Genomic DNA, 25,865 nt, shown 5'->3' on the forward strand with positions numbered 1-25,865 from the left:
TCCGGAACTCCGTCATGCTCATCATCACCATCAAACAAGGCAAGGAAAAAAGCCTGCTCGAACGCCAGCCGTGGATCTATGCATCCGCCGTCGAACGCGTCGATGGCCGCCCGCAAGAAAAAATGACCGCCGGCATTACCGCGCTGGTGCATGCCTCCAACGGCCAGTTTCTGGCCCGCGCTGCCTACAATTCCAAATCACAAATTCGCGCCCGTGTCTGGAGCTTCGAGCCGGACGAGCCAGTCGATCATGCCCTCATCAAGCGGCGGGTAAAAGCGGCCGTCGCCAAACGCAGCGGCGCCAAAACGACGCCGGTCCAACTGGTGGTCGGTGAAGAAGACGGCCTGTCAGGTCTGGTGGCGGAATGGTACGGCGGCGTTAAGGGCTACCTGGTCTGCGAATTCCAGGCCGCCGGCGTGGATGCCTGGAAAGTCGCCATCGTCCAGTCGCTGATCGCCGAAACCGGCTGCAAGAATGTCTATGAACGTGCCGATGCGCTTTTGCGCAAGGGCGAGGGATTGCGGGTGCTGTCCGGCGTGCTGGCCGGCGAAGAGCCGCCGGATGCAATCGAAATGACCGAAAAAGGCGTGCGGTATTCGCTCAACATCAAGACCGGACGGAAGAACAAGTTCGCTTGAGAAAGCGACACTGATGGATTACGACTTGGCTGAGGTATCGATATCGGTCAGCGATTCCTGCCCGCGCTGGGTGATGGCATAGGTGCCGTCGTCGGCACGGGTGATGTGGCCTTTCTTGCCGAGGAACAGCGCGACATCGGCGGCCAGATTTGCCAGTGAGTCGGTCGAGACGGCGCGTAAACCTTCTATGCACTGACGCAGGAACAGGGTTTGCTGGCCTTTTTCGGTCAGCGCCAGGTGGCCATCTTTTGCATGGCTGATGAATTTCAGGCCATTGAGTTTTTTGGAATTGCGGGCGATGCAGGCGCTGGGCCGGTCACCGCGGGATGATTTGCCGATCTGGGTCAGGGCATCGTATTCATCGGTGGTCAAGCGGTCGTCCATGGTAATTCCTGTAAAAGTGGTGCGGATGATTGAAGTGCGCACATGGTACGCGCCGCATCGGATCGCAGCAAGGATGCGCGTGCGGTCGCGGCTTCACTGGAACCGACCGCAGTCGTCAACGCCATTCGCCTGTCCGATGGGCAGCACACGGTCCGCGGGTACTTTCGTGCCCTGGGTTCTGTGGCGATTGCATCAAGGTTCAGAGCCATCAGGCCGCGAAGCCAGGTATGTCAAGGTGGGTTCTGCGCTGCAAATTTCAGCATGCAAAGCACCTGGCGGTAGGTTGGGGCTGCAAAGCCCAACATGCGTCGCCATCGCAATACGCTGACAGGGCTTCGCGATCCACGCGACGGTGCTGAGTGATTTGCGGTGGTTGGCAAGAGCAGGCGGTGTGTGGATGTCATCGATCGAAACACCGGTGTGCCGATCGTGACGCATGTTGGGCTTCGCAGCCCAACCTACGAGATGAGATGGTTTTGAAGAGTTAAGTTTCAGTAGTCATGGTGCTGTTTTGGCTGGCGCAGTTCGTCTAACTGCGCCACTTTCGGGTTCAACTGCGCTAATCACCAAATGAATTTCAAGCCATTTCATTTTTTGGAATTACGGGCGATGCAGGCTCGGGACAGTCACGACGGGATGATTTGCCGACCCGGGGCAGCGCATCGTCGTCATCGGTGGTCAAGCGGTCGTATGCGCTGATTCGTGCAGAAGTGCTGCGGATCGTGGAGGTGTCCGTACGGTGCTTTCGGCACTGGATTGCAGCATCGACACGCGCGGATTAACGGGGTCGCTGCTCCATTCGAACCAGCCACCGTCATACACGCTGATACGCGGCCAGCCCATCGCCCGTGCATAAAAAAATGCCAGTGAGGCGCGCCAGCCGGTACCGCAATAAAACGCGGTTTGCCGTGTCGGGACGATGCCGTTCTCCGACCAGAATGCGCTGATGGCGGCGGGGCTTTTCATGCGACCGTCAGGGTGCTGAAAATCGCTCATGCTGTTGATGTCGCCAGAGACACCCGCCCGCCCCCAGCAGGCGCCGGGAATCTCGCCACAGACAGGGATGTAGCTGTAACCGGAGGTTGCACCGATGAATTCGGCATGGCTGCGGATACTGGCCAGCGTGCCGTCGGCCTGTGTCATCAAGGCCTTTGCCTGATACGTATCGATCAGATAATCGGGATGTGCCGGAAAGGGGCTGCCGAACGTGGCCACCGGCACGTGTCGCCGCGATGGGCCTGCAGTTAGCGGCAGGCCGGCCGTGCGCCAGGATGCCAGGTTGCCATCGAGCAGGCGTACATCTTTTACGCCGGCATACAGCAACAAATGCCCGACCCGTGCAGCAGCGGTCATGGTGCGGCTGTAAAGAATCACGCTGGAGGTACTACAGAGGCCATGCTCCAGCAGCACGTGCAGCAACTGCGCATCGGGTACCTTGTTCCACAGCGGCGCTTGCTCCAGGCGGGTGATATCCAGCCATGTCGCGCCAGGAATATGTGCCTGCCGGAATAGCGATTCATCACCCGAACCCACTTCGATGAGCTGCCATTGCGGCGCTGGCGCATCCGCCACCGAGCGACCGGCCAGCAACCCGGCCAGCCAGGGCAGGGCAATCTGCGGACAGGGACGAAGGGTGGCGTTCATGGTGGCGCGCATTGTCTCAGAAAGTCGCGCAGGCTTATCGTTTTCGCTATGTCCGATACCGAACAGACTGGTTTGTGGTAGCCGGCTACCTTGGATTTTTAAGGGGAATCTCATCATGCCAAATATCAATCCATTGATCGCTGCCATTGCACTGGCGGCCAGTTTTGCCGGCGCCGCACACGCCGCCGATACCGTCGCTGCAACCAACGTCGAAGCGCGCTACCAGCGTGAACGGGCAGTGTGCCTGAGCGGTAAATCGAACCAGAGCCAGGCGATTTGCCTGCAGGAAGCCGGTGCCGCCCGCGACGACGCGCGCCGACACCAGCTTGGAGACGGTAAAGTGTCGTACGAGCAGAATGCGATGGTCCGTTGTAACGCGTTGAACGCTGATGACAAGCGCGATTGCGAAAGCCGCATCCGGGGCGAGGGCGCTCTGAGTGGCAGCGTGCGCGACGGCGGCCTGATCCGCGAAACCACGACCATCGTACCGGCCGATCCGGCCAAATAATTTCACTGTAGTCAAGGAGTCGCAATGACCGAACCGCAATCGAAGCGCAAGCACTTTTCCATGCTGCGCGAATTCCATCTGGCTGATTTTTTTACCCTGGGGAATGCAGCTTGCGGCGTGGCTGCGGTGTTGCTGGCGATGTCGTTCATGGCCAGTCAGTCGCTGGTGCATTTTTACTGGGCAGCGGCGATGGCGCCGGCGGCGTTCATTTTCGATGTGCTGGATGGCCGGATCGCGCGCTCGCGTCAGCAGCACTCCGCGCTGGGCCGTGAGCTCGATTCACTGGCCGACGTCATTTCATTCGGACTGGCACCGGCCACGCTGGCCTTCGCTGCCGGGATGCGTGGCGGGCTCGATGCGCTCGTGCTGATTTACTTCGTATGTTGCGGGGTGAGCCGCTTGGCGCGCTACAACGTCACCGCGGAGGCGCTTTCCGAGGGGGCCGACAAGGTGCGCTACTTCGAGGGCACGCCGATCCCGACCAGCGTGTTGATCACGGCGGTGCTGACATGGATTGCGTGGCAGGGCCGCATCGGTGCCGAGCTGATGGGCGGCGTGTGGAATGCCGGGGCCTGGGCGTTGCATCCGCTGGCGCTGTTGTTCGTGCTGTCTGGCACGCTGATGATCAGCAAGACGGTGCGGATTCCGAAGCTTTGAGCTGGACGCTTCCGATTCAGCTTGGCGAAAGCGATTGGCGTGGGTACGCGGCACGTCGCCAGATTTTGTGACCCGTTTTATGTTGACCGCCGCAAGCGGATTGCGTACCCGACGCTCAATGATTGATTGCTACTGCCGTACAAGCTAGCCTTATCTGATTCCGTTTGATCTGGCATTCTGCTCGCGCTCAAGCCGGGTGATGTAACGCTGAATGACCGCCAGCATCGACTTCGGCAGGTCCATGAACAGGCAACCCAGCCGGCGGCTCACGTTGCCGTTGGCCAGTGTGACATCGACCGAATTGCGGATTTCCAGCGCAGTCGTGACGACGGTGCTGCCAGGCAGGTAAATCTGGCAGGCCTGATAGATGCGGCCGATGGTGTTGTCGAGCAGGTGCTGGTCGTCAATGATCGTGATTCCGCCACCGCTGACGTTGTGTAACGACAGCGCAACGGGCACCACGATGTCGCCGTCAAGAATCTGGATTGTGCAACGGAGCGGCGTCGACAGCGGTGTCGCTACCCGATAAAACTCGCGACGCTGCAAGCGAATCAGGCTGGGTGGTAGCAGTATGCGCAGCGCAGGTAGCCCGTTGAATTCGCATTCGTCGACTTTAGTGGCAAAGAACAGGATGCGGATCCGTTCCAGCACGGTCTCGAAAGAGATGTTTTCGCTACGTAGCAACCGCGCGTTCAGGTTCGTATCTTCCGGTACATCAAGGATGACTTCGCCAGTGCCTTCGTCAACATGCAGCACCATGGTCACGCAGGCTTCGCCAGTCCCTTCCATCAGCATGCGGATCGGCTGTTTCTGGTCGCACAGGGAGCGCATGAGCGCAGCAATTTCGCGGCGCGAACTGACCTTGAATGGGCTGAGGTCGAGGTTCTCGATGTCGTTTTCTTCGGGATGGTTTTGCATCGGTGGTCTTGAATTGATGAGCAATTGAGTAGTAACAAAGAGACGCCTAAGGCGTCACGGTCGCTGCAATCATACCCTGTCACCAGCCAATTTTGCCGCTTCAATGTGATAAAGCCACGCCAGCAGTTCGGCAATCGCGCGGTACAGCGCCGGTGGAATCTGGCCATCCAGATCGACCTGCATCAGCAACGCCACCAGTTCTTTGGATTCGTGTACGAACACGCCATGTTCTTTCGCCCGCGCGATAATCTCGGCGGCGATCAAACCGCGCCCCTTGGCGACGATCTTTGGCGCGGCATCCCCACTCTGGTAAGCCAGCGCGACGGCATTTTGCAGAGGCGTGTCGGGCTTGCTCATGCGACGTCATCCTCCGGTCTGACGTTCAGCACATCGAGCTTCGCGCCCGCTGCATCGATCGCATCGGCCAGACGGGTGCCATGTTCGCGCAGGGTCTCGGCGCTGGCGGGGTCGGCGGTACGTACCTGCATCTGCACATGGTCGCCGACCAGCGTGATGGTGGCCGAGATTTTTCCCAGCGTTGGCAAGTCAAAGCGCACCACGCTTTGCCAGCTGCGTTCGGGCTCTTCCCGTTCGGCGGATTGCTGTTGTGGCTGTTCACTGACTTCCCATTCCATCTGCTGGCCCGGCCAGACTTCGCCCTGCCATTGCAGGCGCGGCTGGTCGATCGTATTGAGCTGCAGATTGACAATGCGTGCCGTGTCGGGATTGAGCGCTGCGTCGGGCCGGAGGGCGACGTCGGTGCTGGTCACTGCCGTGGTGTCGGGGATGCGCGCATTGATATTTTGCGGTTCGCGCAGCAGGTCGGCCAGCGGCCGCTGACCGTTGGCCCATTGCTGAACGTGGGATTCGTAAAAAAGTCCGCTGTGGCCCAGCGCAGTTTGTAACGCCGTGGCGAGCTGCGCCGGCGGCGCTGCGCCGGAATTGACCAGGGGTGTTTTTCCCAGCAAGGTGGTGGCGGTGGAATTGTGCAGAATGCTGTCGATCAGTCGCGCGGTGGGGCTGAACGTGGCGGGTGCGGCAGCTGACTCACCGTCGAGTAAAAACGTGGCACGTGGTTCGGTGCCGACCAGCGTCATCTGCAACTGGTCGCCCACTTTGCTGCCGCTCGGCAGGTTGGTGCGCACCGCCGTGTCGGCCAGTTTCACGATGAACGAGCCATCATCCAGTAACGATGCCACAGTGCCTTGCAGCCGCTGACCGATGGTCAGCTGGGTTAGCCGTGCATTGGCTTCTTCCCGCGCATCGCCGATTGGCGCTGTCGGCAACAACCTGTCGATCTGCGCGATCGGGCGTTGTCCCTGAATATCAACCGGTGCAACCATCGTTGGTCAGCTTTCAAGTCAGCCTGTCAGCTGCCGTAAGCCTGTGACAGTTTGCGCTCGGTCCCGGCACTGTTCATCAGGATAGCCAGTTCGGCCATCCACGGTTCGGTGATGTCACGGATCAGGCGGTCGTGGGCCAGGATTTTCTGGATGATCTGGACTTTGCGGAGTCGGGTTTCGCCCGTCAGCGCAGCCGGTTGTTCACCGGATTTGAGCGAGCTGACGTGGCCAGCCACGCGTGATTCCAGCACGACCAGTTCTTCCCAGTCGCGCTTCCGGGCAGCGGCCAGCATCTGGTCGGTGATGACTGCGACGGTTTCATACACATCGAGGACTTCCTGGCTATTCATGCGCTGTACGCTTTCATCATGGGTGTGGCATTCGGCATGGCAGCTGCAGGGATTTCCGCGACGGCTGCCGGCGTCAAGTCGGCTTGCTGACCGATCGCGTCCCATGCCGTCTTCAAGTCCATCAGCAGCGTGTGGACTTCCTGCAGAATCTCGGGCTGGTTGTTCAGGTTGGCGATCAGCAGGCGATTGCTCATGTAGGTGTAGAGCGCATCGAGGCTGACGGCGATCTGGCCGCCGACTTTTTTATCGAGACTGGCGCGCAGGCCATTGTCGATGATCGAGATGGCTTTGGAGATCGACTTGCCCTTGGCTTCGATTTGTCCTGCCTGCATCTGCTGCTGCGCCATGGACACGGCAACCATCGCGCCGTCGAACAGCATCACGATCAGTTTGTGCGGCGAGGCGGCGATGACGCCGGTTTCGATGCTGACGGTGGCGTAGGCACTGGCACCTTTTCTGGTGGTTCCGAACATGCGATTTCTCCGTTAAGAATTCTTGGCAATGCTGGCCAGTTGCTGGGTCAGGTAGCTGCTGGTGGTATTCATTTTGCTGATGATGCTGTCGAGCGCGGTGTACTGGGCGCGATAGCGTTTTTCGTTTTGTGCAATGGTTGCGCTGAGATCGACCTTGCTCTTGGCAAGCGATTTCAGCGATGCGTTGATACCGTCGGTACGCGAGGTCATCGGGCCATTTGCGCCGAGCAATCCGGTAAGCAGCTTGTTGAGCTGGAACGCATAACCCTGCGAATAATTGATCGTGCCACGTGCGCCGAGCGTCGCGCCATCGGCGACCAGCGTCAGGCCTTCCGAGCCATCACCTGTGGCACCCGTGAGGAGCTGGCCCACGCCGACTGCCGACGCACCGTTGATGGTGCCAATCACATCCAGCCCGGCGGTGGCGGTCGGTGCCGTGCCGCCAAACAGCGCGGCAAGGGCCGTGCCGCTAGCGATGGTCACACTTGATTTTGCGCCATAGGTGTTCGACAGGATCGACAGCACACCGGCATTTTGCGTCACCTTGAGCGCAAGTCCGGGTGTCGAAAATTCCGTCGCACCGTTGATCTTGCCTTGCAATTCCGCCGCGATCGAGGCGAAGCTGTAATTGCCTGCTGCCAGCGTGATGCTTTTGGTAACGCCGTCGAGCTGCACGTCCAATGTGTCATTCACGCCGCTGGTGATGGCGGTGTCGTACGCTGCAGTGACCGTTGGATTGGCACCGAGGATATTCGTTTTGCCGTTGCCGCCCGTGACGCTGGCGGCCGAGTTCGAGGCAGAGCCGGTCTTGTTCGAGGTAATCGTCAGTACACCGGCGTTGTTGGTCACCGTTGCCGATGACCCTGCTGTCGAGAAGGCACTTGCAGCGTTGATCTGCGTCTGGATTTCGGTTGCCAGGCTGTCGGCGCTGGCATAGGTTTGCTGGGTCAGCGAAATACTGGTGCTAACGCCATCCAGCAAGACCGTCAGGCTGTCGTTCGTACCATCGACCGTCAAGCCTGCTGCTGCCGAGCCGGTGGTTTTGGCGCCGCCTGCGCCGGTGATTCCCGACGCACCGACCGCACTGCCCTGACGCGCCAGCTGGCTGATCGTGACGGGATAGGCACCCGGTTTGGTATTGGCGGTCGCGCCGGTGAATGTGACCTGGCTGTCGGTACTTTTTCCGACGGCGGCAAACAATCCTGCGATATCCGAAAAATTGCTATCGATGGCGGTCTGCAGCTTGGTGCTGTCGAGCGCCAGTGAACCGTTTTTTTGCAGCGAGACGCCGATTTCCGATAGCACCGAGTAGGCGCTGTTGCCGCCACTGACCGGGGCATTGAGGACATCACGGATCTGGTTCTGGACCGAACGGATCGATGAATCGCCATTCAGGACGGCAGCCGACTTGGTAGCAGCGTCATACGACGACACATTGGTCAGCGTTTGCGTGATCTGGTTATACGCGGTGACGAACTGCGTCACCGAATTGGCAATCGCCGCGGTATCGCGCGCCACGGTAACGCTGGTACTGACACCGGCGGCGGTCTTGCCGCGTAAATTCAGCGTGACGCCGGGCAGCACATCGGTGACGGTATTTGATGGCTTGGACACTGCGATGCCATCAATCTTGAATTCGGCGTTGGCAGCGGTCTGGTTTTCGGTCAAGGCCTGAACACCGGCCGGGTCTTGCCCGAGCAATGCTGACAAGCCTGCATCACCCGCGACAGAAATCTTGATGCTGTTGCTCACGCCCGTGCTGGCTTGGGTCAGCACCATCCGGTACGGCGTAGTGCCGCCATCGTTGAGGATGGTGGCGGTGACACCAATCTTGGCTGCATTGATCGCATCACGGATCCCGGCAAGCGTGTTGTTCGCAGGGTCGATGGTGACGGTCTTGACACCGGAGGCGTTGCTGGTGAAGCTCGCGCCTGCATATTGCCCATTGGTCGCGCTGCCACCGCTGATCGTACCGAAATCGAAGCTCAGGGTGCCGCTGCCAATGGCGGTGTTACTGGTGGTCTGGCCCGGAGCGACCAGTTTTTGCGCCTGCGCCAGACTGGTGACCTGCAGCGCATACGTTCCCGGCACCGCAATCGAACTACCGCTTGCAGTGGCGATGGTCGCATCTGCCGCACTGACGCTGGCGCCCTGAAATTTGCTGATGTCGGACAGTCCGCTGACAGCGGTCTGGAAGGAAGAAAGGGCGCTCTTGACGCTGCCGATGGCCGACAATTTTGCCTGGAAGCTGGTTTGCCGCTTGGTCAATACCGCCAGTGGCTGACTATCAATAGCAATCAGTTGGGTGACGATCGAGTTGACGTCAAGATTGGACCCGATCCCTGGTGATGAAATAGCCATGATGTCTGCCCTCGTCGGGAGTTATGCCTTGTCTTTGATGAGCAAGCCTTGCAGCTTGCCGATATCTTTTGAAATCTCGATCGCTTGCACGGTCGGGATCTGTCGAATTACTTTGCCGCTGGTCGTGTCGAGAATCTTTACCAAGGTCTGACCGGTCTCTTTGTCCTGGCTGAATTCGATGCCATTCAGCGTCTGCTTCAGGTAACTGTTGACCACGGCGATCGACTGTTTTACGTCGCTGTCGCTGGGTGCTGCGGTTTTTTCTGCCTTGCTTGCTGTCAGCTTAACCCCATTGTCGGCCACCAGAGACGGCGAAATGGCTGGCGGTTGTGGTGCTGCCGTACGGATCTGCTCGGCACTGACTGGCGCCGCGGGGCGCGCGCTGGATACTCCGGAAATGTCCATTCGATCTCACCTTGTCAGTTGGAAGACGGAAAGCGGTTCCCCGGTTTCCGTCCTGAAAAGCGATCCCGAAAGACCGCTGTTTTTACTCTGCCGGTGCGAATTAACGCAACAGCGAGAGTACACCGTTCGGCAGCGAATTCGCCTGAGCCAGAATCGCCGTACCAGCCTGTTGCAGAATCTGGCCACGGGTCAGTTTGGCAGTTTCCGAAGCGAAGTCGGTGTCCTGAATCCGGCTACGCGATGCACTCAGGTTTTCCGACGTGGTTTGCAGGCTGGTAACGACGGATGCAAACCGGTTTTGTACAGCACCGAGTGAAGCGCGGGAGCTGTTGATTGTTGCCAGTGCGCCATCGATGGCAGACAGGGCGTTGGTGGCGCCGGTTGCGGTTGACAGGTCGATCGATGCGATGCTGCTGATGGTCGATGTGCTTGAAGCAGTGACTGCACCAGCCGCCAGACCAGCATACGCTACGTTACCACCACTGATATTGATACCCACGCTGCTCGTCGAATCCAGTTTGACTGTGCCTTTTGTCGTTGCTCCGCCTGTCAATCCGGAGTTGGCAGCCGTAAAGCCGGCACCAAGTGCGATATCCCGGCCATCTGCTGCCGACAAGGTAACTTTGCCGGTCACTGCATCCGCCGTTGCACTAACACCTGACTGGCTCGATACCAGGTTAATTGCCGCTGCCGTGTTTGCGCCTTGGCCAGTTACTGTTCCGCCAGCTGCGATTGCTCCGACCTGTACGCCGTTGACCGTCAGAGTTGCACCAGATGTTGCTGTAAAAGCAGTCGCCGCGGTACCAGTAATCGATGTTGGCTGAGCCGTAGCGGTCACGCCAGACTGGGACGATACGGCATTAATAGCTGCAGCGATGGAAAACGCGCTACTGGCAGATTGGCCAGGCGCTGCACCGGTGCTCGATGCGCCTACCTGAAAGCCGTTCAATGTCAGATCGCCAGCGGCAAGCGCTGTGGTCGTTGCTGCGCCAGTGGTAGTGGTCGAGGTTGATGTACCGCTGCCACCCAATGCTGAAGTGCGTGCGCTGCTGATCGATGAAATGGTGACCTGGTCGTTGGCAGTACCGTTGGCGCCGATCTGGAAACTTTGCGCATTGAACGAGCCATCGAGCAGTTTGTTGCCGTTGAAGGAAGAGTTTTGTGCAACACGGTCGATTTCAGCAGCGAGCGATTTGGCTTCGTTGTTGATCGAAGCGCGGTCCGATGCCGAGTTCGAACCATTGGCTGATTGCACAGCCAGCTCACGAATACGCTGCAGGTTGTTACCGATCTGCGCCAGGTCGCCCTCAGCCGTTTGGGCCAGGGAGATACCGTCATTTGCATTGCGGCCAGCCTGATCCGAACCATTGATTTGCGACGTCAGACGCTCTGTAATTGCCAGGCCTGCGGCATCGTCTTTTGCGGAGTTGATCCGCAGACCGGACGACAAACGCTGCAAGGAAGTGGCCAGGCCGGTTTGTGAGGTTGTCAGGTTGCGCTGAGCGTTGAGGGAAGCAAGGTTGGTATTGATGAATGAGGCCATGATGTAGCTCCTAGTAAGTGGGTTCCGATGACTGATGGCTTTTGACAGCCTGGTCAACTTTGGTCTTCCTCGCTATGTGAGCGCTGCAGACCGCTGTTGTAATCTTTATCGGTAGGTCATCCAAAAAGTTTAGCTGGGGCAACGATGTTTTTTCTTATTGCCCGTGCGTGCCTTTGATTTCCTGTTTTCCCCTTCGGCCAGATTTGATAAAACTTTAGCGCAATTTTTACGTGTTCTATAGACATTTAATTTCAAGATTAACCAATAAAAACAATCACTTGAAAAATTTCTCAGCGATTTCGGATTAATTTTCAAAAATTAGTCTCTTTTTTTAGTGACGCCAGTTTATGCGATGCAAATCCTCCTCAAATCGACGCTGAACGGGGTTTCTGTGGCTCTCTTCCTCCTTTTGGCTGGAGCATTGCGGCAATATCTTCCTGTAAAGTTCATCGCATAGTTAGCTGTTACGGTCATTGCGGCAAGTCGCAGCACAGCCAAAGGTAAAGTTACATGAGTAAATCGAAAATTCAGCGCAATGCATCTTGTCCGTGTGGAAGCGGGAAAAAATACAAGCAGTGCTGTGCGCTGTTAACAGATACCGCCAGTGCCGCGTCAAGCGGGCCTTCGACAACCTTGACTGCCCAATTCGCGCTAGCGCTGCAGGCGTTCAACGACGGTCAACTCGATGCGTCGGCATCGCTGTGTCATCAGATTCTTGATGTAGACCCTGCGCATGCCGATGCGTTGCACTTAAGCGGCTTGATTAACTTTAGCCGTGGTGATCTGGCCTCGTGCGTGTCGTTGATCCGTGCTGCGATTGTTCAGCATCCGTCCGAACCGCGCTATTTCTATAATCTTGGCATCGCGCTACTTAAAATGGGCGAGCGTATCGATGCGGTGGCGCAGTTCCGTACTGTTATCCGGCTTGATCCTCTGCATGCGGATGCCCATGGCAATCTGGCCGTCGCCTTGCACGAGCTAGGCGATCTAGCGCCGGCGATAGAGAGCCATCTCAACGCGATCGCCTTGAAGCCCGGCGATGCCGTCGCGCTCACCAACTATGGCGCGACATTGAACGTGGATGGTCAGTTCCAGGAAGCAATCAAGGTTTTGGTACAGGCGCTGGCAATTGATCCCGATCATGTGGAAGCGTTCAATAACCTGGGCCTGGCATCCCAGCGCACCGGGTACGAAGCCCAGGCCGAGCTCTTTTTCCGGCGTGCGATCGAACTCGCCCCGGATAACGCAACGGCGCACTTCAATCTTGCCGATTCGATGCAAAAGCAGTCACGGCTGGAAGAGATTATTAGTAGTTGCCGTGCTGGCCTGGCGCTGCGGCCGAATAACGACGTCGCGCATAGCAATCTTCTGCTTTATCTTCAGTATTCCACGCTACACACGCCTGAGCAGGTATTCGCCGAGCATTTGCAGTTCGCGCGGCAGTTTGAAGAGCCATTAATGCGAGATTGGGCCGATCACCCGAATTCTCGCGATCCCGAACGGCGCTTAAAGATCGGGTATGTTTCTGCCGATTTTCGTAACCATGCTGTCGCCTACTTTATTGAGGCTATCCTGCAGAATCATGATCCGGAACAGGTTGATGTTTTCTGTTATCACAATCATCCGGAGCAGGATGTTGTGACTGAACGGTTCATGTCCATCGTTCCGCACTGGATTCCTTGTTTCGACATGAGCGACGAACAACTCGCAGCCAAAATACGCGCCGACGGTATCGATATTTTGGTTGACCTTTCTGGTCATACTAGTGGTAACAGACTCCTCACTTTTGCGCGTAAGCCTGCACCGATACAGATTACATGGATTGGATGTCCCAGTACCACTGGTTTGACCGCAATGAATTATCGCTTTACAGATAACGAAATGGATCCAATCGGAACTACTGAGATCTATCATTCCGAGAAACTTTGGCGCTTGCCTGTCTCAGCTCAATTTTCCCCAGCTGAGAATAGAGCTCCAATTAACGAGTTGCCGGCATTATCATCTAGCGATTTTGTGTTTGCTTGTTTGAATAACATTATCAAAATTACTCCTCATGCAATACGGCTGTGGGCAATGATTTTACAGTCTGTGCCTCACGCAAAGCTTATGCTGGGAAATTCTGATAATTCACAAATACAAGAGCGTTTGAAAATCGCATTTGAAAATGAGGGGATCAATAAAGAAAGATTGATTTTTTTGCCGAGGTTGTCTTTGTCGGATTATTTGCAAATCCATCAAGAGATTGATTTGGCTCTTGATACTTTTCCTTATAATGGTGGTACAACGACGCTCCATTCTCTATCGATGGGTGTGCCTGTCGTCACGTTGGCTGGAGTCATGCCAGTATCCCGGTGTGGATTAACTATTCTAAATAATATCGGATTGACTGATTTTATTGCAAATTCATCTGATGAATATATAAAGAAAGCGCAATATTTCTCACGTAATTTAATTGAGTTAGATTCAATTCGGCAATCTTTAAAAAAGACTTATGCTCCATCGAGCGAAACTAGATCTGATTTGTTAACCCGTTCGGTAGAGGCGGCTTATCGATCTATGTGGAAAAATTGGTGTATTGAAATTAAATAAAGGGTTCTATGACTATAATTTCAGTAAATATTAATTGTTGATTATTTGAAAAATTTGAGGTTGTCGATGAAATTAGCGATCATGCAGCCATATTTTTTGCCATATATTGGATATTTTCAATTGATAGCTTCCGTAGATCAGTTGATTCTTTATGATAATATAAAATATACAAAAAAAGGGTGGATTAACAGAAATCGAATCTTATCAAATGGTGTCGATGCAATATTCACTCTTCCGCTAGAAAAAAACTCCGACTTCTTACAAATCAGAGAGCGAAATCTAAGCGGGGATTTTAATCCAGATAAAATTTTAAATAAATTAAAATATTCATACGGAAAGGCGCCATTTTTCAATAGTGCTTTTCCATTGATTGAGCGTATCATAGAATACGAAAATTTTAATTTATTTAATTTCATATTTAATTCAATAAATATAATATGCCAGTATCTCAATATAAGCACTGAGCTAAAAATATCTTCAAGTATTGAAATAAATCATGATTTAAAAGGTCGGGATAAGGTGTTGGCTTTATGTGTCGAGTCGAAGTCTGATTTTTATGTAAATGCAATTGGAGGGGTGGATCTTTATTCAAAAAAAGATTTTTTGACTCAAGGTATTGATTTGAAATTTATTAAATCCAAGAATTTTGAATACCCCCAATTTGATGAGAAATTTATATCATCGCTATCGATAGTCGATGTTCTAATGTTTAATTCAGTTGATGTTATTAAAAAACACATTGACTATGGCTACGAATTGATATGATAAGTTTTGTAACGAGAGATTGGTAAATTTATTTTTAAAAAGTACCAATCTTTTACTATTAAGAATTGAAGGTTTTTATAATATTGTGCAAGATAATTAACGTTTATTATGAGCGGAAATACAATGTTGACCTGCCCGTATTCGACATGCAAACGGTGGCCTCGGAAAGGGCATGAGTTTTCATATGACCATAAGACAATCATCACCAGACCAGCCACGATGATAAAATAATTTGGCTGATTTTGATCTCTTATTGAGCCGCTCGATCAAGAAATCTCACAGGCGAATTGCGTCGCCTATTGACTATTATCCCAGGTCATCTCGTTTGTGGTGGCAACTTGCACTGGGCAAATGGCATAGCTGGATACCATGAACCAATGGCAAGGTTCATTGGTAGCGGGCGACTAGTTGTATTGCAAGATCCCCTTCTCCTACCTGTATTTATAAAAAAACATGCTTCAATAATCTGTCTAAATTTTAAAAACTATAAGGTGCAGATAGAATAAATACTTGAGCAAAAGCTTGGATAAATTTTACCTAGCTCATAAATGCCGTCTAAATATTTTTCATCGATAATATTGGCATGTAAAGCTTTATCCATTTGGAAATTAGCCAATCCCTTGAAAAGTAAACCGCCTCTGTGCAAGGTTTTTAAGTTTGCAGTTCTTATGTCAAAATTTAGTGTGTCAAATGAATATGTTCTACGATGGCCGTGCGCCCATTCAGATTTTGTGATTGAGTTCCTTGTCTCGATTAAGCCCATGAAAACGGCAATCTGACGAGATGGTGCATCTGCATTCGGCACTACTATAAACAAGCGTCCATTTTCTGATAGCAAGTGTTTGATTTTACTGAGGGCTAGCACTGCATCATCTAAATGCTCCAAGGTATTAATTAAAAATACAGAATTAAATTTCCTGGCTGTACTAAAATCTTCTATCGTCGAATTTATAAATTTAATATTTTTTCTTGTGCGTGATTGAGTCACAGCCATCGCGTCAGAAGATGCCTCTATAACAGTGAGATCAGAAAAATATTTCTCTAACTCTACTGTTGAGTCGCCTTTATAGCATCCGATTTCTAAAGCAGGGCCCTCCGCAAAAAAAGGTTTGAGCTCCACCATCATATACTTTCTTACTATTCCATCAAAGTCGTAGTTGTATTTTTTATTTTTTAAAGACGTCGCTTCTTTATTAAAATTCCGCATTCTTTACAGCCTTTCCTGATCAGCAAGTTGCTTTAAAACTACCCTTGATTGGAATGATATAAGCGATGTTCTGAAGTTTGATACCATTCTTTTAATGAAATAGGTACACGTGCGTTATAGCCTAAAACTTGTCTTGTAAGATCTGATAAATTTCGCCCATATTCTTCACCAAGTAATCTTGCATAATCCATTTGTGGTTTGATAAATGCCGGGCTAAAACTTAATGTAAGTGCTACTCTATTTTTATCGGTTATGTTAATTCCTCCTTTGTGCCATAAGTAAGAATTAAACAAAACTACGGTTCCAGCTTTTCCTAATAGTGAAACATGATTCTTGTTAAAAATTATTTCATCCGGACGTTCAGGCAGCAAATGTGACCCCAATAATACTTGGGTTGCTCCATTGTCTTTTTTGAAATCATCGAGCATGACAATTATATTCAATCTAAAATGATAATCTGGGATGAATGTTTTCGTATCTCGATGGATATTATGAACATAGTTCAATTTTTTTGGTTCGCCCTTTAGTGGATTGCATGCATGCAATATATATGGCTTCTGATTGAAATAAGTATCTATGTACTTATGTAAGATATGTTGAGCGATAAACCTGTCAATGCTGTCATTCGCACCGACAGAATGGTGTCCAGTGCCATCACCTGCGACATTGATGCCTGCCGAAATTTGATATTGTTCGCAAACATTTACCCACGATAGGCAGTCCCTATTAAGTTCTGCTACAAAGTCACTTGTTAGTAAATTTGGAATAATAAAAAAACCATCTTTATCTATTCTCTCTTTGAATATATTAATATCCATAAAAAGCCTATTGTAGTTAATTTTAGTTAATTTCTTTAATTAGCCCAATTTAAGTCGCATAATAAGGTGGGTATTATCTTCTTTTTCTTTTTCAAAATTAAATTTTTTATAAAAATTGATTGCTTTAAAATTAGTTTTTTTTACCTGTAAAATTATCAACTTTGACTCCTGAATATTTTTATGTTGAATGCAATTATTCATTAAGTGAAAAGAAATACCTTTACCTTGCCATTCTGGTAAAACACTCATATTTGTAATAAATGCGTACTCTAATTTATTGCAGTAAATCGCAAGAAGGCCGACTAATTGCTCGGAATTCCACGCTTCAATGCACAAAGCAAAATTTTTTATTTTGAATGAATATAATTCAATGTTCGTTTTACGCGTCAGTTCATGCAAGAAGTTTTTATCACAGGCTTCGAGATGTTTTTGTATATCTGATGCAGAGGACGTGTTTGTTAAAAAGTCCATTTTTGTAAAAATATTTTTTTATAATAATTTATTTTTATTAATATTAAAAGGAGGCCACACGAAATTAATTTAAAAAATCCTTGATTTTCGCAATTATGCTTGCGGTATCAGCTGAAATATATTTTGTGAATTTACTTATCAAAAAAGTTTATGCAATTAATGATTCTCAGAATGTCGTTACTACTTAGATTTGGCGAAATCGGCAAACAAAGTACTTTGCACGAAGCCTCGGTGGCCACCGGCAAATTCACCGGATTCGCCGATGCAAAGCCACGATACATCGGAAAATCCGAAATCAGCGGATAAAAGTACCGTCGCGCAAAAATATTGTTATCGCGCAGACGCTGGTAAAGCCCGTCGCGGCTCAGTGCATAGTCTGCTTCGACCATGATCGGAAAATACGCGTGGTTCGAGGTCGTTTCACCCGCGTCGCCGACCGGGCGTATTCCTCTGATTGCTGGCAATAATTGCCGGTAAAGCTGGTCGATTTCTGCCCGCCGGGCCAACGCGGCATCGATCCCTTTTAATTGCAGCAAGCCGAATGCAGCATTGATTTCGCTCATCTTGCCGTTGATGCCGGGAGCGACCACCGTGGTTTCATCGACAAACCCGAAATTTTTCAGATGATCAATACGGACCTTCGTTTTTGCGTCGGGACAAATGATCGCGCCGCCCTCGAAGGTGTTGAATACCTTGGTCGCATGAAAACTCAGCACCGACAAGTCGCCATGCGTGAGCACGCTGCCACAATGGCATTTGACGCCGAAGGCATGCGCGGCGTCGTAAATGACTTTGAGGTTGTAATTGTCGGCAATGCGCTGAATGGCATCGACATCACAAGGGTGTCCATAACAGTGGACCGGCATGATGGCAGTGGTCTGGGGCGTGATCGCGGCTTCGATTTTTGCCGGATCAAGGTTCAGGGTCTGCGGATGAATATCGACAAAGACCGGTTTGATGCCATTCCACAGCAGCGAGTGGGCAGTGGCGACAAACGAATAGGGGGTGGTGATGACTTCCCCGGTAATGCGTAATGCCTGCAGCGCCGTGATCAGGCCAATGGTGCCATTGGCAAACAGCGCCAGGTGTTCCACGCCGAGATAACTGCACAAGGCGGCTTCGAGTTGCTGATGAAAGGGGCCGCCATTGGTGAGGATTTTGCTGTCCCAGATTTTTTCGAGATAAGGGATGAATTCATCGAGTGGCGGCAGTTGTGGCTCGGTGACATAGATGGGTTTCGATATACTCACGGGCGACTTTCGTTGTTTTGTTTGCGGGTTCATTCAGCCCTGATGTTCGGGAGCCGCACAAACTGTCCGGATAGATGGCAAGTCGCCCGGGTCGCGCCGCAGCGCATTTCCGTTGGCAAGGGTTGTTTCCGGGAATTATTTTAGATCAGGATTGATTTTAGGTGATGCCAAATAATTTCAAACCACAGAAAAGTCGGCATTCAATACGCCATTTCTGCGCATGAATGTCCCATGACACGGCCGCGCCCATGCAATCGTTCGAATCAGCTTTCCTCAACAAGTACAACTCTATGCCCGTGCAACCCGACCGCATCATTTCCGCCGCAACCCAGCTTTTCACCCGTCGCCGCAGCCGTGAGCAAGGCCCTGTCTTGCAGGACGCCTGCCGCCCCACCGACATCGCCTCTGCACTCGCCATTCAGGCTGCCGTCACCCGACTGCTGGGCGCCGAAATCGGCGGCTGGAAATGCGCAACGCCCGCTGCCGGCCAAGTCGTACTGGCGCCGATTTACCAGACATCGATCCACGCCACTAATCCCTGTCCGCTGCTGGTGCGCGGGAGCATGGCGCAAGTAGAACCGGAGCTGGCCTTTGTCCTCGGCTGCGACCTGCCGCCACGCGAGCAACCCTACACGCCTGCCGACATCGATGCCGCTATCGTGCGGACCCATCTGTCGCTGGAATTGCTGGATAGCCGCTATCTAGACCATCGCGCTGTCAGCTTCCTCGACAATCTGGCCGACGGCCTGGTCAATCAGGGACTGTTCCTTGGGCCGCAGATCGACCCTGCCGGCGAGTGCGGCACGCTGGCGCTGCAGATCGGTAGCACCAACGAAACGCTGGCCGGCCATCATCCCGCCGGCAGCCCGCGTCTGCCGCTGTACTGGCTGGCCGAGTACCTGCGCAGCCAGGGCCAGGGCTTGCGCGCGGGGCAGGTCGTGATCACGGGTTCGTACGCCGGCTGCATTCCATTGCCGATCGGGCAGGACGTCGCGATTCGCTACGGCGAACTGGGTACGTTGACCGTGTGCTTCCAGTCCGATGCCTGATCCACGCGCCGTCGCCGGCACCTTTCACCCGCGCCTGACTCTACAAACCCTGACCCGCGGCGACGGCTTGCTCGGCATGCGCCCGACCGGGCTGTTCGGTCCGCGCGGCGGCAGCGTGACGGTGGCGCAGATCGATTGGACGTATGCAACCGACGCCGGTTTGCGCTGGCAGATAGCAGCACCAACCGCCTTGCTCAACCGGCGTCCGGCATCGATGGCACCCGTGCTGGACGAGACCGGCCAGCAGGTGCCACTGGTGCGCGATCTGGGTGCCGAAGCCGATGCACTCGACCGGATCTGGGAACTGGGGTTGCATCCGCTGCCGGCGAAGGCATTGCAATGGCGTAGCGCCAGCGTCTTGCCCGCTGGCCAGCCGCTCTGGAGTTTGCTGCAGGAAGATTTCTTCGGCGACTTCTGGGCCGAGCAGTTGCCCGGCTTGCAGCAGCAGGGCTGGCGGGTGGTGGTCAAGCCCGGTTTTGCGCATGAAAGCATGCCGGTCGATGCCTGGCATCTGGTGATCAATCCGGCCACTGGCGAGGTGCTCGGCAAGGAAGTCGCAGCGCCATTGCGACGGCGCGCCAATGGCGTCGTCGCGCTCGGCGGGCCGGCGCGCGAAGGGTCGTGGCTACTGTCATTGGGTGTCGAGATCGATGGCCAGTTGCTGGACCTGGTGCCGATGCTGGCGCATCTGCTGCAGCGCGATAAGCGCTGGCTCAATGCCGAACAGATTGCCGAAATCGATGACGCTGCGATGATCCTGTTGCGTGCCCCCGGCGGCAAACGGATCGAGGCACCGGCCGCGCCATTGAAATCCATCATCTCCGGCATGCTGGATTTGCTGACCGATCCGCACCGCAAGGAAGGACCGTTGTCGCTGTCGTCGTGGGATGCCGGTCGGCTGGAAGCATTACGGGCCAGTTTGCTGGCGTCCCAGGCCGAGCGTGCTGGCGAGTCCGGTGGCTGGCAGTTGCAGGGGGCGGTCGGGTTGCAGCAACTGGCGCAGCGCTTGCAGACAACCGGCGGTGTGCAACCAGTCGCGCCACCGGCAGGACTCGGAGTGACGCTGCGGCCGTATCAATTACACGGCGTCGCGTGGCTGCAGTATCTGCGTGAACACGATCTGGCCGGCATCCTCGCCGACGACATGGGTCTCGGTAAAACTGCGCAGGCGCTGGCGCATCTGATGATCGAAAAGCAGGCCGGCCGGCTCGATTGCCCGGCGCTGGTGGTGTTGCCGACGTCGCTGCTATTCAACTGGCAGGCCGAGGCGCGTCGCATGGCGCCGGACTTGCGGGTGCTGACGTTGCAGGGACCGCAACGCGAGATCGATTTCAAGCGGATGGCCGACCACGATATCGTGCTGACGACGTATCCGCTGGTCTGGCGCGATCTGGATGCACTGCGGGCGCAGCGCTTCCATCTGCTGATTCTGGATGAGGCGCAGAGCGTCAAGAATCCGGCCAGTCGCAGCGCACAGGCGATCCGCCGCCTGCGCGCACGGCATCGTCTGTGCATTACCGGCACGCCGCTGGAAAACCATCTGGGCGAGCTGTGGACCCAGTTCGATTTTCTGCTGCCGGGCTTCCTGGGTGACCAGCGCACTTTTCAACGCCTGTGGCGTAAGCCCATCGAAATCAATGGCGAAACGGTACGCGCCCAACTGCTCGCGCAGCGCGTGCGGCCGTTTATCCTGCGCCGTCGCAAGAGCGAGGTGGCCACCGAACTGCCGCCGCGCATCGACATCATCAAGCGCGTGCAATTGCAGGGGCAGCAGCGCGACCTGTACGAAAGCGTGCGAGTGGCCGCCGATGAACAGGTTCGGCGGATATTGGCGCGCAAGGGATTTCGCAGCGGGCAGATCACGATCCTCGATGCCTTGCTGAAGTTGCGCCAGGTGTGCTGCGATCCGTGGCTGTTAAAGCGTGGTCGTGACGGCAGCTGCACGCCGATGTCGCCGACGATGGAGCGCGCCAAGATCGCCTTGCTACGCGACCTGTTGCCCGGACTGGTGGCCGAGGGACGGCGCATGCTGGTGTTCTCGCAGTTCACGGAATTGCTGGGACTGGTGGAAGTCGAGCTCGATGCGCTGGCGTTGCCGTGGCTGTCGTTGACCGGAAACACACCGATCGCTGAGCGTGGCCCAGTGGTGGCCCGGTTCCAGACCAAACAGGTGCCGATTCTGCTGATCAGCCTGAAGGCGGGCGGGGTTGGCCTGAACCTGACGGCCGCCGATACGGTGATCCATCTCGATCCGTGGTGGAATCCGGCGGTCGAAGAACAGGCTACCGCACGCGCACACCGCATCGGTCAGGAGCAGACCGTGCTGGTCTACAAACTGGTGGTGGAGGGCAGTATCGAAGAACGCATCCTGGCGTTGCAGGCGCGCAAGGCAGCGCTGGCAGAGGGTGTTCTCGGGAGCGATGCGGCGTTCTCGGCGAAGTTTGATGCCGGGGATTTACAGGGGTTGCTTGCGCCGCTGGTTTGATCGGTAGTCATTGAGCCGGGCCGTCTGACGCTGTTCGCACCATCGACCCTTTTACTCGGCGCTCACCACCCGGTTCTTCCCCGCGCGCTTGGCCTTGTAAAGCGCCGCATCCGCACGCTTGATCATCGACCCCTGGTCTTCGGTGCCTGCGCGCAAGGCCACACCGGCGCTGAAGGTAATCAGTACCCGTTCGTCGTTGTGCATGAAAATCCGTTTCGTTAGCTCGCGTTGCAACCGGGTGACGGTTTGGGTCGCTTCTTCGATGGTGGTATCGGGTAGCAGGATCAGGAATTCCTCGCCGCCGAAACGCGCCAGTACATCCATCGTCCTCAGCGTGTCTTTGATCACACGCACCAGGTAGACCAGCGCTTCATCGCCGGCGACATGACCGTGTGTGTCATTGAGGCGCTTGAAATCATCGAGGTCCAGCATGGCAATGCACAGTGGCGAACTGCGCCGGTCGGCACGCGATAGCTCCCGATCGAACACGTCATCCAGCCCGCGCCGGTTCAGACTTCCCGTGAGCTGGTCTTCTCGTACCAGTTCGCTCATCTGCGCCAGCTTGGACTCCAGTTCATGGATGCGCTGCTCGGCGGACTCGACATCGCGTCGTACGACGATCATTTCATCCAGCGAGCGCAGAGCCTCGGATTGCGCGTTGCGCGTATCGCGCATCACATCCTCAAGAATCGCATTGAGGGCGGTGATGTCGCTGGCCTGTCTGATCTTGCCTGAATAGATATCGATTTTTTCGTGATAATCACCGGTGCTGGTGGCTAGCGCACCAAGGCGGTCAATGAAGGTGATCATCATGTTTTTGACCGTCACCTTGGCTTCGGTCAGGCTGTGCTTGAGGGTGCCCTGCTTGTAGATCACGTCCTTCATGTTGCGGGTGGCGTCCATCAGCGCATGGTGATTGATGGGGCCGGATAGCAGCGATTGCACGCTCTCGATCTGGCCGTGCAGCCAGCTATCCTCTTCGGTCAGTTCGCTCACGTTGTCGAGCAGCAGTTTGAACAGGCGCAGTAACAGCTCCTGTTCTTCAGCGGCGTCACCGGCGCGCATTTCAATCTTGAAGCACAGCTGTTTGAGCTGGATACTGATGTCATCGAGACTGTCTTCGGTGACGGCATCCTTGACCGCGCGACCTAGCGCTTCGGCTTCCTCGGCCAATTCGGGCGCGGTATTGAGCAGGGCAGCAACAGCCAGTAGCAGGGTGCGTGACAGCATGTCGCGTAGCAGGCGTGTGTGGCGGTCCTCAGCCGGAGTTCTGCTGGTCGGGGAGTTTGTTGTCGATACCGTTACCGATGCAGGCGGTGGTGCAGAGGTTGATACAGATGGTGACACAGGAGCCGCCGCTCCGGTCACCGCGACGCTACCTTTGAGATGTTCCGCCGTCAGCGCTGTCAGTGCCGTTGAATACGCGCGCCAGTCGCGCGCCTTGGCGGCTAGTTCAAAGCGTTTGCCGAAGTCGCTGATGTCGTCCGGTTCGCTGCTGAGTGTCAGCAGCGAATTGGCAAAGTCGAGCAGCACCTTTTCAGAATCAGGGATGTCGCTGATGCCGGCAAGTTCTTCATAGATCTGGCGATAGGCCTCGGGTGTCGGTGCGATCCTGCGTGTCGCAAGCTGGCGGAATGATTCACGTGCCAGTTCGGCTGGATTGAGGGCCATGAGTGGTGGTGTCTTTTCTTTCTTGGCTGCGTCTTTTGTTTTCATTGTCATAGGCTCTGCTTGAAATTCACTGCGCCGGAGCGCTTGATTCTACGCTGAGAAACAAGTGTAAAAAACGGGTAAGTGACTGCAAAGTTGTTTTTTGGCAAATCAAGGATGGCGGCTTTCCGACCTGTCCGTGATTACGGATTTTTCGCTTTGACGCCTTACTCCACCAGGTGGTTCCTGATCGCGTAATGGGTCAATTCGGCGTTGTGACGCAATTTCATTTTCTGGAGCAGGCGTGACCGGTACATGCTGATGGTCTTCACCGATAGCAGCAGTTCGTTGGCAATATCGGTGACGGTCTTGCCAGAGGCGATCATGGTCAGGGTCTGGTATTCACGGTCGGACAAGGTTTCGTGCGGGGCAATTTCGCGATCGTCACCGACCTGGTTGGCCAGTTCCTGTGCCAGTTCGGTACTGATGTATTTGCGCCCCGAGGCAACCTGGCGGATCGCGTTGACCAGTTCGGCCGGCGCGCTTTGCTTGTTCAGATAGCCGGAGGCGCCCGCCTTGAGCGAGCGAATTGCATACTGGTCTTCGCGATGCATCGACAGCATCAGCACTGCGATTGTCGGACACTCCTTGCGGATCTGTTTGAGTACCTCGATGCCGCTGCGGTCTGGCATCGAGATATCCAGTAGCAGGACGTCCGCATTGCCGGCGCGCGCCAATTTGATCGCGTCCAGTCCATTTTCGGCGGCGCCTGCCACCACGATATCTTTGGTATCGGCAAGAATCTGCTTCAAGCCTTCACGCACGATCGCGTGATCGTCGGCGATCAGTACACGTATCGCGTCTTTTTTATTCATGATCTTCTACCGTCGTCAGTCTTGTTTTTGCTGTGTGCCATTGCGGGTAGCGGAATACGAAGGGCCACCATACTGCCGCCGCCAGCGGGATTGCTGACAGACAGACTACCGCCGAATGCCTTGGCGCGTTCTACCATGCCGCGTATGCCAAATGACTTTGGCTTGACCCGGTCGCGTGCGGCGATGCCTGTTCCATTGTCGCTGATTTCCAGACGGATACCATGATTGCTGCAGGTCAGGCGCACGTTCACCAGACTGGCATTGGCGTGTTTGCTGATGTTGGTCAGTGATTCCTGAAAAATCCGGAACAGGGCGCTGGCCTGGTCCGGCGGCAAATCGATGTCCTTATGGTTGGTGACCACGGTGCACGGAATGCCCAGTTGTTTTTCAAATTCTTTGGCTTGCCATTCAATGGCCGCGACGATGCCGAAGTCCAGTATGCTCGGTCGCAGGTCCACCGAGATGCGGTGGATCGATTCAATGGTCCGATCAACCAGCAGGTCCACATAGGCGGTTTTTTCGGCCAGGCCTGCATCATCGGGCAGGCGTTTTTTTAGCAGCGCCAGTGCCATCTTGATGGCAGTGAGGTTGCCACCCAGGTCATCATGGATCTCGCGCGCAATACGCGTGCGTTCTTCTTCCTTGACCCGTTCGATATGCGCCGATAGCTCGGCAAGCTGCGCGCTCGATCGCTTGATCTCGTCTTCTTCGCGCTTGCTGGCAGTGATGTTGGTCATGATGCCTTCCCATTGCGTGCCGGACCCCGGCAGCGCACGCGGGGTGGCACGCAGATTGATCCACTTGATGTCTTTCCATGCCTCGATCCAGATGCGGCCTACCCAGTTCCAGCTAGTCGTTGCGGCCGCCGACGCGCGCATCGACTCCAGGTAGGCGGGCCGGTCCTCGGTCAGGATCAGTGACAGAAAGTGGCCGGGATTCTCAGTCAACTGCTCCGGCGTGACACCCAGCAACGCGTGGCACGCCTCGCTCAGGTACGGGAATGCGATGGACCCGTTCTGCATCAGGCGGAATTGGTAGACCAGCCCCGGGGTGTGCGAGACGATGGCACGAAAGCGTGCTTCTATCAGACCGAGCGCCGCTGCAGAGGCATTGCGCGAACTGGTATCTTTGCCCACGATGACTAGCACCGGGATGCTATTGTCGACGCACAGCAAGAGGCGCAATTCGGCCGGATAACTGCTGCCATTCTTACGGATCAGCGTCGCATCAATTGACGCTGATCCGGAATTGTCGGCGCGTAAAGATGCCAGTTCATGGAGTATTCGGTCCGCAGTCAGCTCAGGAACGATCGCGGGCAAACGCATCGCGTGCAATTCAATTGCACTGTATTGCAAATTTACCAGTGCTGCCGGATTCGCGTCGACAACCAGTAGCGTGTCGGCGGCCACGATGCAGATCTCGTCGGAAGTGCATTGCATGATGGTCCGCAACCAGGCTGGGTCCAAAGGCACGCTGTTGGGT

General features: G+C 54.5%; 24 protein-coding genes. 7 read left to right on the forward strand and 17 right to left on the reverse strand.

Annotated features, from left to right (window positions below; translation table 11 throughout):
* The first annotated feature begins 14 nt into the window (after positions 1-14).
* Positions 15-638: a class I SAM-dependent rRNA methyltransferase gene (locus ABD720_RS03765; RefSeq protein ID WP_344761888.1), complete on the forward strand. Its 624-nt coding sequence runs from the start codon at positions 15-17 to the stop codon at positions 636-638.
* A gap of 18 nt (positions 639-656) precedes the next feature.
* Here ABD720_RS03765 and ABD720_RS03770 read toward each other — a convergent pair whose 3' ends face one another.
* Together ABD720_RS03770 and ABD720_RS03775 are read right to left on the reverse strand one after the other, a co-directional pair.
* Positions 657-1,022 carry a hypothetical protein gene (locus ABD720_RS03770; protein ID WP_344761889.1) on the reverse strand — a complete coding sequence of 122 codons (366 nt, stop codon included), beginning with the start codon at positions 1,020-1,022 and terminating at the stop codon, positions 657-659.
* A gap of 678 nt (positions 1,023-1,700) precedes the next feature.
* Positions 1,701-2,666 (reverse strand): sulfurtransferase, encoded by a 966-nt coding sequence (locus tag ABD720_RS03775; RefSeq protein WP_344761890.1) that lies wholly within the window; start codon positions 2,664-2,666, stop codon positions 1,701-1,703.
* 115 nt (positions 2,667-2,781) lie between these two features.
* Between ABD720_RS03775 and ABD720_RS03780 the strand changes: the two genes are divergently transcribed.
* Together ABD720_RS03780 and ABD720_RS03785 are read left to right on the forward strand one after the other, a co-directional pair.
* Positions 2,782-3,174 carry a hypothetical protein gene (locus ABD720_RS03780; protein WP_344761891.1) on the forward strand — a complete coding sequence of 131 codons (393 nt, stop codon included), beginning with the start codon at positions 2,782-2,784 and terminating at the stop codon, positions 3,172-3,174.
* Positions 3,175-3,198: 24 nt separating this feature from the next.
* The gene (locus tag ABD720_RS03785) at positions 3,199-3,831 is read left to right on the forward strand and encodes a CDP-alcohol phosphatidyltransferase family protein (RefSeq protein WP_344761892.1); all 633 of its coding nucleotides are present in this window, start codon (positions 3,199-3,201) and stop codon (positions 3,829-3,831) included.
* Between the two features lie 150 nt (positions 3,832-3,981).
* Here the strand turns inward: ABD720_RS03785 and ABD720_RS03790 are convergent, their stop codons facing one another.
* The 8 genes from ABD720_RS03790 to ABD720_RS03825 form a co-directional block, all read right to left on the reverse strand.
* The gene (locus ABD720_RS03790; RefSeq protein WP_344761893.1) at positions 3,982-4,749 is read right to left on the reverse strand and encodes a flagellar brake protein; all 768 of its coding nucleotides are present in this window, start codon (positions 4,747-4,749) and stop codon (positions 3,982-3,984) included.
* A gap of 69 nt (positions 4,750-4,818) precedes the next feature.
* The gene (locus ABD720_RS03795; protein ID WP_344761895.1) at positions 4,819-5,106 is read right to left on the reverse strand and encodes an EscU/YscU/HrcU family type III secretion system export apparatus switch protein; all 288 of its coding nucleotides are present in this window, start codon (positions 5,104-5,106) and stop codon (positions 4,819-4,821) included.
* A complete protein-coding gene (gene fliK / locus ABD720_RS03800) occupies positions 5,103-6,092 on the reverse strand; it encodes a flagellar hook-length control protein FliK (RefSeq protein WP_344761897.1) in 990 nt (329 codons plus the stop codon). Before fliK ends, ABD720_RS03795 begins: the two co-directional genes overlap by 4 nt.
* A 26-nt stretch (positions 6,093-6,118) precedes the next feature.
* A complete protein-coding gene (locus ABD720_RS03805) occupies positions 6,119-6,442 on the reverse strand; it encodes a flagellar protein FliT (protein ID WP_344761898.1) in 324 nt (107 codons plus the stop codon).
* The gene (gene fliS / locus ABD720_RS03810) at positions 6,439-6,915 is read right to left on the reverse strand and encodes a flagellar export chaperone FliS (protein WP_344761899.1); all 477 of its coding nucleotides are present in this window, start codon (positions 6,913-6,915) and stop codon (positions 6,439-6,441) included. Before fliS ends, ABD720_RS03805 begins: the two co-directional genes overlap by 4 nt.
* A gap of 12 nt (positions 6,916-6,927) precedes the next feature.
* Complete coding sequence (gene fliD / locus ABD720_RS03815; RefSeq protein ID WP_344761900.1) at positions 6,928-9,276, reverse strand: flagellar filament capping protein FliD; 2,349 nt, start codon at positions 9,274-9,276, stop codon at positions 6,928-6,930.
* Positions 9,277-9,297: 21 nt separating this feature from the next.
* Positions 9,298-9,681 carry a flagellar protein FlaG gene (locus ABD720_RS03820; protein WP_344761901.1) on the reverse strand — a complete coding sequence of 128 codons (384 nt, stop codon included), beginning with the start codon at positions 9,679-9,681 and terminating at the stop codon, positions 9,298-9,300.
* 100 nt (positions 9,682-9,781) lie between these two features.
* Positions 9,782-11,224 (reverse strand): flagellin N-terminal helical domain-containing protein, encoded by a 1,443-nt coding sequence (locus ABD720_RS03825; RefSeq protein WP_344761902.1) that lies wholly within the window; start codon positions 11,222-11,224, stop codon positions 9,782-9,784.
* A gap of 510 nt (positions 11,225-11,734) precedes the next feature.
* Between ABD720_RS03825 and ABD720_RS03830 the strand changes: the two genes are divergently transcribed.
* Together ABD720_RS03830 and ABD720_RS03835 are read left to right on the forward strand one after the other, a co-directional pair.
* A complete protein-coding gene (locus ABD720_RS03830) occupies positions 11,735-13,813 on the forward strand; it encodes an O-linked N-acetylglucosamine transferase family protein (RefSeq protein ID WP_344761903.1) in 2,079 nt (692 codons plus the stop codon).
* 66 nt (positions 13,814-13,879) lie between these two features.
* Entirely contained in the window at positions 13,880-14,578 is a 699-nt protein-coding gene (locus tag ABD720_RS03835; protein ID WP_344761904.1) for a WbqC family protein, read from the forward strand.
* A 484-nt stretch (positions 14,579-15,062) separates the two neighbouring features.
* Here the strand turns inward: ABD720_RS03835 and ABD720_RS03840 are convergent, their stop codons facing one another.
* The 4 genes from ABD720_RS03840 to ABD720_RS03855 all read right to left on the reverse strand — a co-directional run bounded on the left by ABD720_RS03840 (position 15,063) and on the right by ABD720_RS03855 (position 18,324).
* On the reverse strand, positions 15,063-15,785 hold the full coding sequence (locus ABD720_RS03840) for a class I SAM-dependent methyltransferase (protein WP_344761905.1): 723 nt from the start codon (positions 15,783-15,785) through the stop codon (positions 15,063-15,065).
* A gap of 38 nt (positions 15,786-15,823) precedes the next feature.
* Positions 15,824-16,603 carry a phytanoyl-CoA dioxygenase family protein gene (locus ABD720_RS03845; protein ID WP_344761906.1) on the reverse strand — a complete coding sequence of 260 codons (780 nt, stop codon included), beginning with the start codon at positions 16,601-16,603 and terminating at the stop codon, positions 15,824-15,826.
* A gap of 39 nt (positions 16,604-16,642) precedes the next feature.
* Positions 16,643-17,074 carry a GNAT family N-acetyltransferase gene (locus tag ABD720_RS03850; RefSeq protein ID WP_344761908.1) on the reverse strand — a complete coding sequence of 144 codons (432 nt, stop codon included), beginning with the start codon at positions 17,072-17,074 and terminating at the stop codon, positions 16,643-16,645.
* Positions 17,075-17,205: 131 nt separating this feature from the next.
* Positions 17,206-18,324 (reverse strand): DegT/DnrJ/EryC1/StrS family aminotransferase, encoded by a 1,119-nt coding sequence (locus ABD720_RS03855; protein ID WP_425547905.1) that lies wholly within the window; start codon positions 18,322-18,324, stop codon positions 17,206-17,208.
* Between the two features lie 290 nt (positions 18,325-18,614).
* Here ABD720_RS03855 and ABD720_RS03860 point away from each other — a divergent pair, with 290 nt between their 5' ends.
* Positions 18,615-19,373 (forward strand): 2-keto-4-pentenoate hydratase, encoded by a 759-nt coding sequence (locus tag ABD720_RS03860; RefSeq protein WP_344761911.1) that lies wholly within the window; start codon positions 18,615-18,617, stop codon positions 19,371-19,373.
* Positions 19,366-21,858, forward strand: coding sequence for a DEAD/DEAH box helicase (locus tag ABD720_RS03865; protein ID WP_344761912.1), 2,493 nt, complete (start codon positions 19,366-19,368; stop codon positions 21,856-21,858). Before ABD720_RS03860 ends, ABD720_RS03865 begins: the two co-directional genes overlap by 8 nt.
* Before the next feature lie 51 nt (positions 21,859-21,909).
* Here ABD720_RS03865 and ABD720_RS03870 read toward each other — a convergent pair whose 3' ends face one another.
* The 3 genes from ABD720_RS03870 to ABD720_RS03880 all read right to left on the reverse strand — a co-directional run bounded on the left by ABD720_RS03870 (position 21,910) and on the right by ABD720_RS03880 (position 25,822).
* The gene (locus ABD720_RS03870; RefSeq protein WP_425547918.1) at positions 21,910-23,574 is read right to left on the reverse strand and encodes a GGDEF domain-containing protein; all 1,665 of its coding nucleotides are present in this window, start codon (positions 23,572-23,574) and stop codon (positions 21,910-21,912) included.
* 161 nt (positions 23,575-23,735) lie between these two features.
* Positions 23,736-24,383 carry a response regulator gene (locus tag ABD720_RS03875; protein ID WP_344761914.1) on the reverse strand — a complete coding sequence of 216 codons (648 nt, stop codon included), beginning with the start codon at positions 24,381-24,383 and terminating at the stop codon, positions 23,736-23,738.
* On the reverse strand, positions 24,380-25,822 hold the full coding sequence (locus ABD720_RS03880; RefSeq protein ID WP_344761915.1) for a PAS domain-containing sensor histidine kinase: 1,443 nt from the start codon (positions 25,820-25,822) through the stop codon (positions 24,380-24,382). Before ABD720_RS03880 ends, ABD720_RS03875 begins: the two co-directional genes overlap by 4 nt.
* Positions 25,823-25,865 lie beyond the last annotated feature (43 nt).

This window comes from Actimicrobium antarcticum, from assembly GCF_039536745.1.
Lineage (GTDB): Bacteria > Pseudomonadota > Gammaproteobacteria > Burkholderiales > Burkholderiaceae_D > Actimicrobium > Actimicrobium antarcticum.

What these genes read in the sequence shown, in the direction of transcription:
- ABD720_RS03765 (WP_344761888.1), top strand. Translation starts at nt 15, where the DNA reads ATGCTCATCATCACCATCAAACAAGGCAAGGAAAAAAGCCTGCTCGAA.
- ABD720_RS03770 (WP_344761889.1), bottom strand. Translation starts at nt 1,022, where the DNA reads ATGGACGACCGCTTGACCACCGATGAATACGATGCCCTGACCCAGATC.
- ABD720_RS03775 (WP_344761890.1), bottom strand. Translation starts at nt 2,666, where the DNA reads ATGAACGCCACCCTTCGTCCCTGTCCGCAGATTGCCCTGCCCTGGCTG.
- ABD720_RS03780 (WP_344761891.1), top strand. Translation starts at nt 2,782, where the DNA reads ATGCCAAATATCAATCCATTGATCGCTGCCATTGCACTGGCGGCCAGT.
- ABD720_RS03785 (WP_344761892.1), top strand. Translation starts at nt 3,199, where the DNA reads ATGACCGAACCGCAATCGAAGCGCAAGCACTTTTCCATGCTGCGCGAA.
- ABD720_RS03790 (WP_344761893.1), bottom strand. Translation starts at nt 4,749, where the DNA reads ATGCAAAACCATCCCGAAGAAAACGACATCGAGAACCTCGACCTCAGC.
- ABD720_RS03795 (WP_344761895.1), bottom strand. Translation starts at nt 5,106, where the DNA reads ATGAGCAAGCCCGACACGCCTCTGCAAAATGCCGTCGCGCTGGCTTAC.
- fliK (WP_344761897.1), bottom strand. Translation starts at nt 6,092, where the DNA reads ATGGTTGCACCGGTTGATATTCAGGGACAACGCCCGATCGCGCAGATC.
- ABD720_RS03805 (WP_344761898.1), bottom strand. Translation starts at nt 6,442, where the DNA reads ATGAATAGCCAGGAAGTCCTCGATGTGTATGAAACCGTCGCAGTCATC.
- fliS (WP_344761899.1), bottom strand. Translation starts at nt 6,915, where the DNA reads ATGTTCGGAACCACCAGAAAAGGTGCCAGTGCCTACGCCACCGTCAGC.
- fliD (WP_344761900.1), bottom strand. Translation starts at nt 9,276, where the DNA reads ATGGCTATTTCATCACCAGGGATCGGGTCCAATCTTGACGTCAACTCG.
- ABD720_RS03820 (WP_344761901.1), bottom strand. Translation starts at nt 9,681, where the DNA reads ATGGACATTTCCGGAGTATCCAGCGCGCGCCCCGCGGCGCCAGTCAGT.
- ABD720_RS03825 (WP_344761902.1), bottom strand. Translation starts at nt 11,224, where the DNA reads ATGGCCTCATTCATCAATACCAACCTTGCTTCCCTCAACGCTCAGCGC.
- ABD720_RS03830 (WP_344761903.1), top strand. Translation starts at nt 11,735, where the DNA reads ATGAGTAAATCGAAAATTCAGCGCAATGCATCTTGTCCGTGTGGAAGC.
- ABD720_RS03835 (WP_344761904.1), top strand. Translation starts at nt 13,880, where the DNA reads ATGAAATTAGCGATCATGCAGCCATATTTTTTGCCATATATTGGATAT.
- ABD720_RS03840 (WP_344761905.1), bottom strand. Translation starts at nt 15,785, where the DNA reads ATGCGGAATTTTAATAAAGAAGCGACGTCTTTAAAAAATAAAAAATAC.
- ABD720_RS03845 (WP_344761906.1), bottom strand. Translation starts at nt 16,603, where the DNA reads ATGGATATTAATATATTCAAAGAGAGAATAGATAAAGATGGTTTTTTT.
- ABD720_RS03850 (WP_344761908.1), bottom strand. Translation starts at nt 17,074, where the DNA reads ATGGACTTTTTAACAAACACGTCCTCTGCATCAGATATACAAAAACAT.
- ABD720_RS03860 (WP_344761911.1), top strand. Translation starts at nt 18,615, where the DNA reads ATGCCCGTGCAACCCGACCGCATCATTTCCGCCGCAACCCAGCTTTTC.
- ABD720_RS03865 (WP_344761912.1), top strand. Translation starts at nt 19,366, where the DNA reads ATGCCTGATCCACGCGCCGTCGCCGGCACCTTTCACCCGCGCCTGACT.
- ABD720_RS03870 (WP_425547918.1), bottom strand. Translation starts at nt 23,574, where the DNA reads ATGAAAACAAAAGACGCAGCCAAGAAAGAAAAGACACCACCACTCATG.
- ABD720_RS03875 (WP_344761914.1), bottom strand. Translation starts at nt 24,383, where the DNA reads ATGAATAAAAAAGACGCGATACGTGTACTGATCGCCGACGATCACGCG.
- ABD720_RS03880 (WP_344761915.1), bottom strand. Translation starts at nt 25,822, where the DNA reads ATGCAATGCACTTCCGACGAGATCTGCATCGTGGCCGCCGACACGCTA.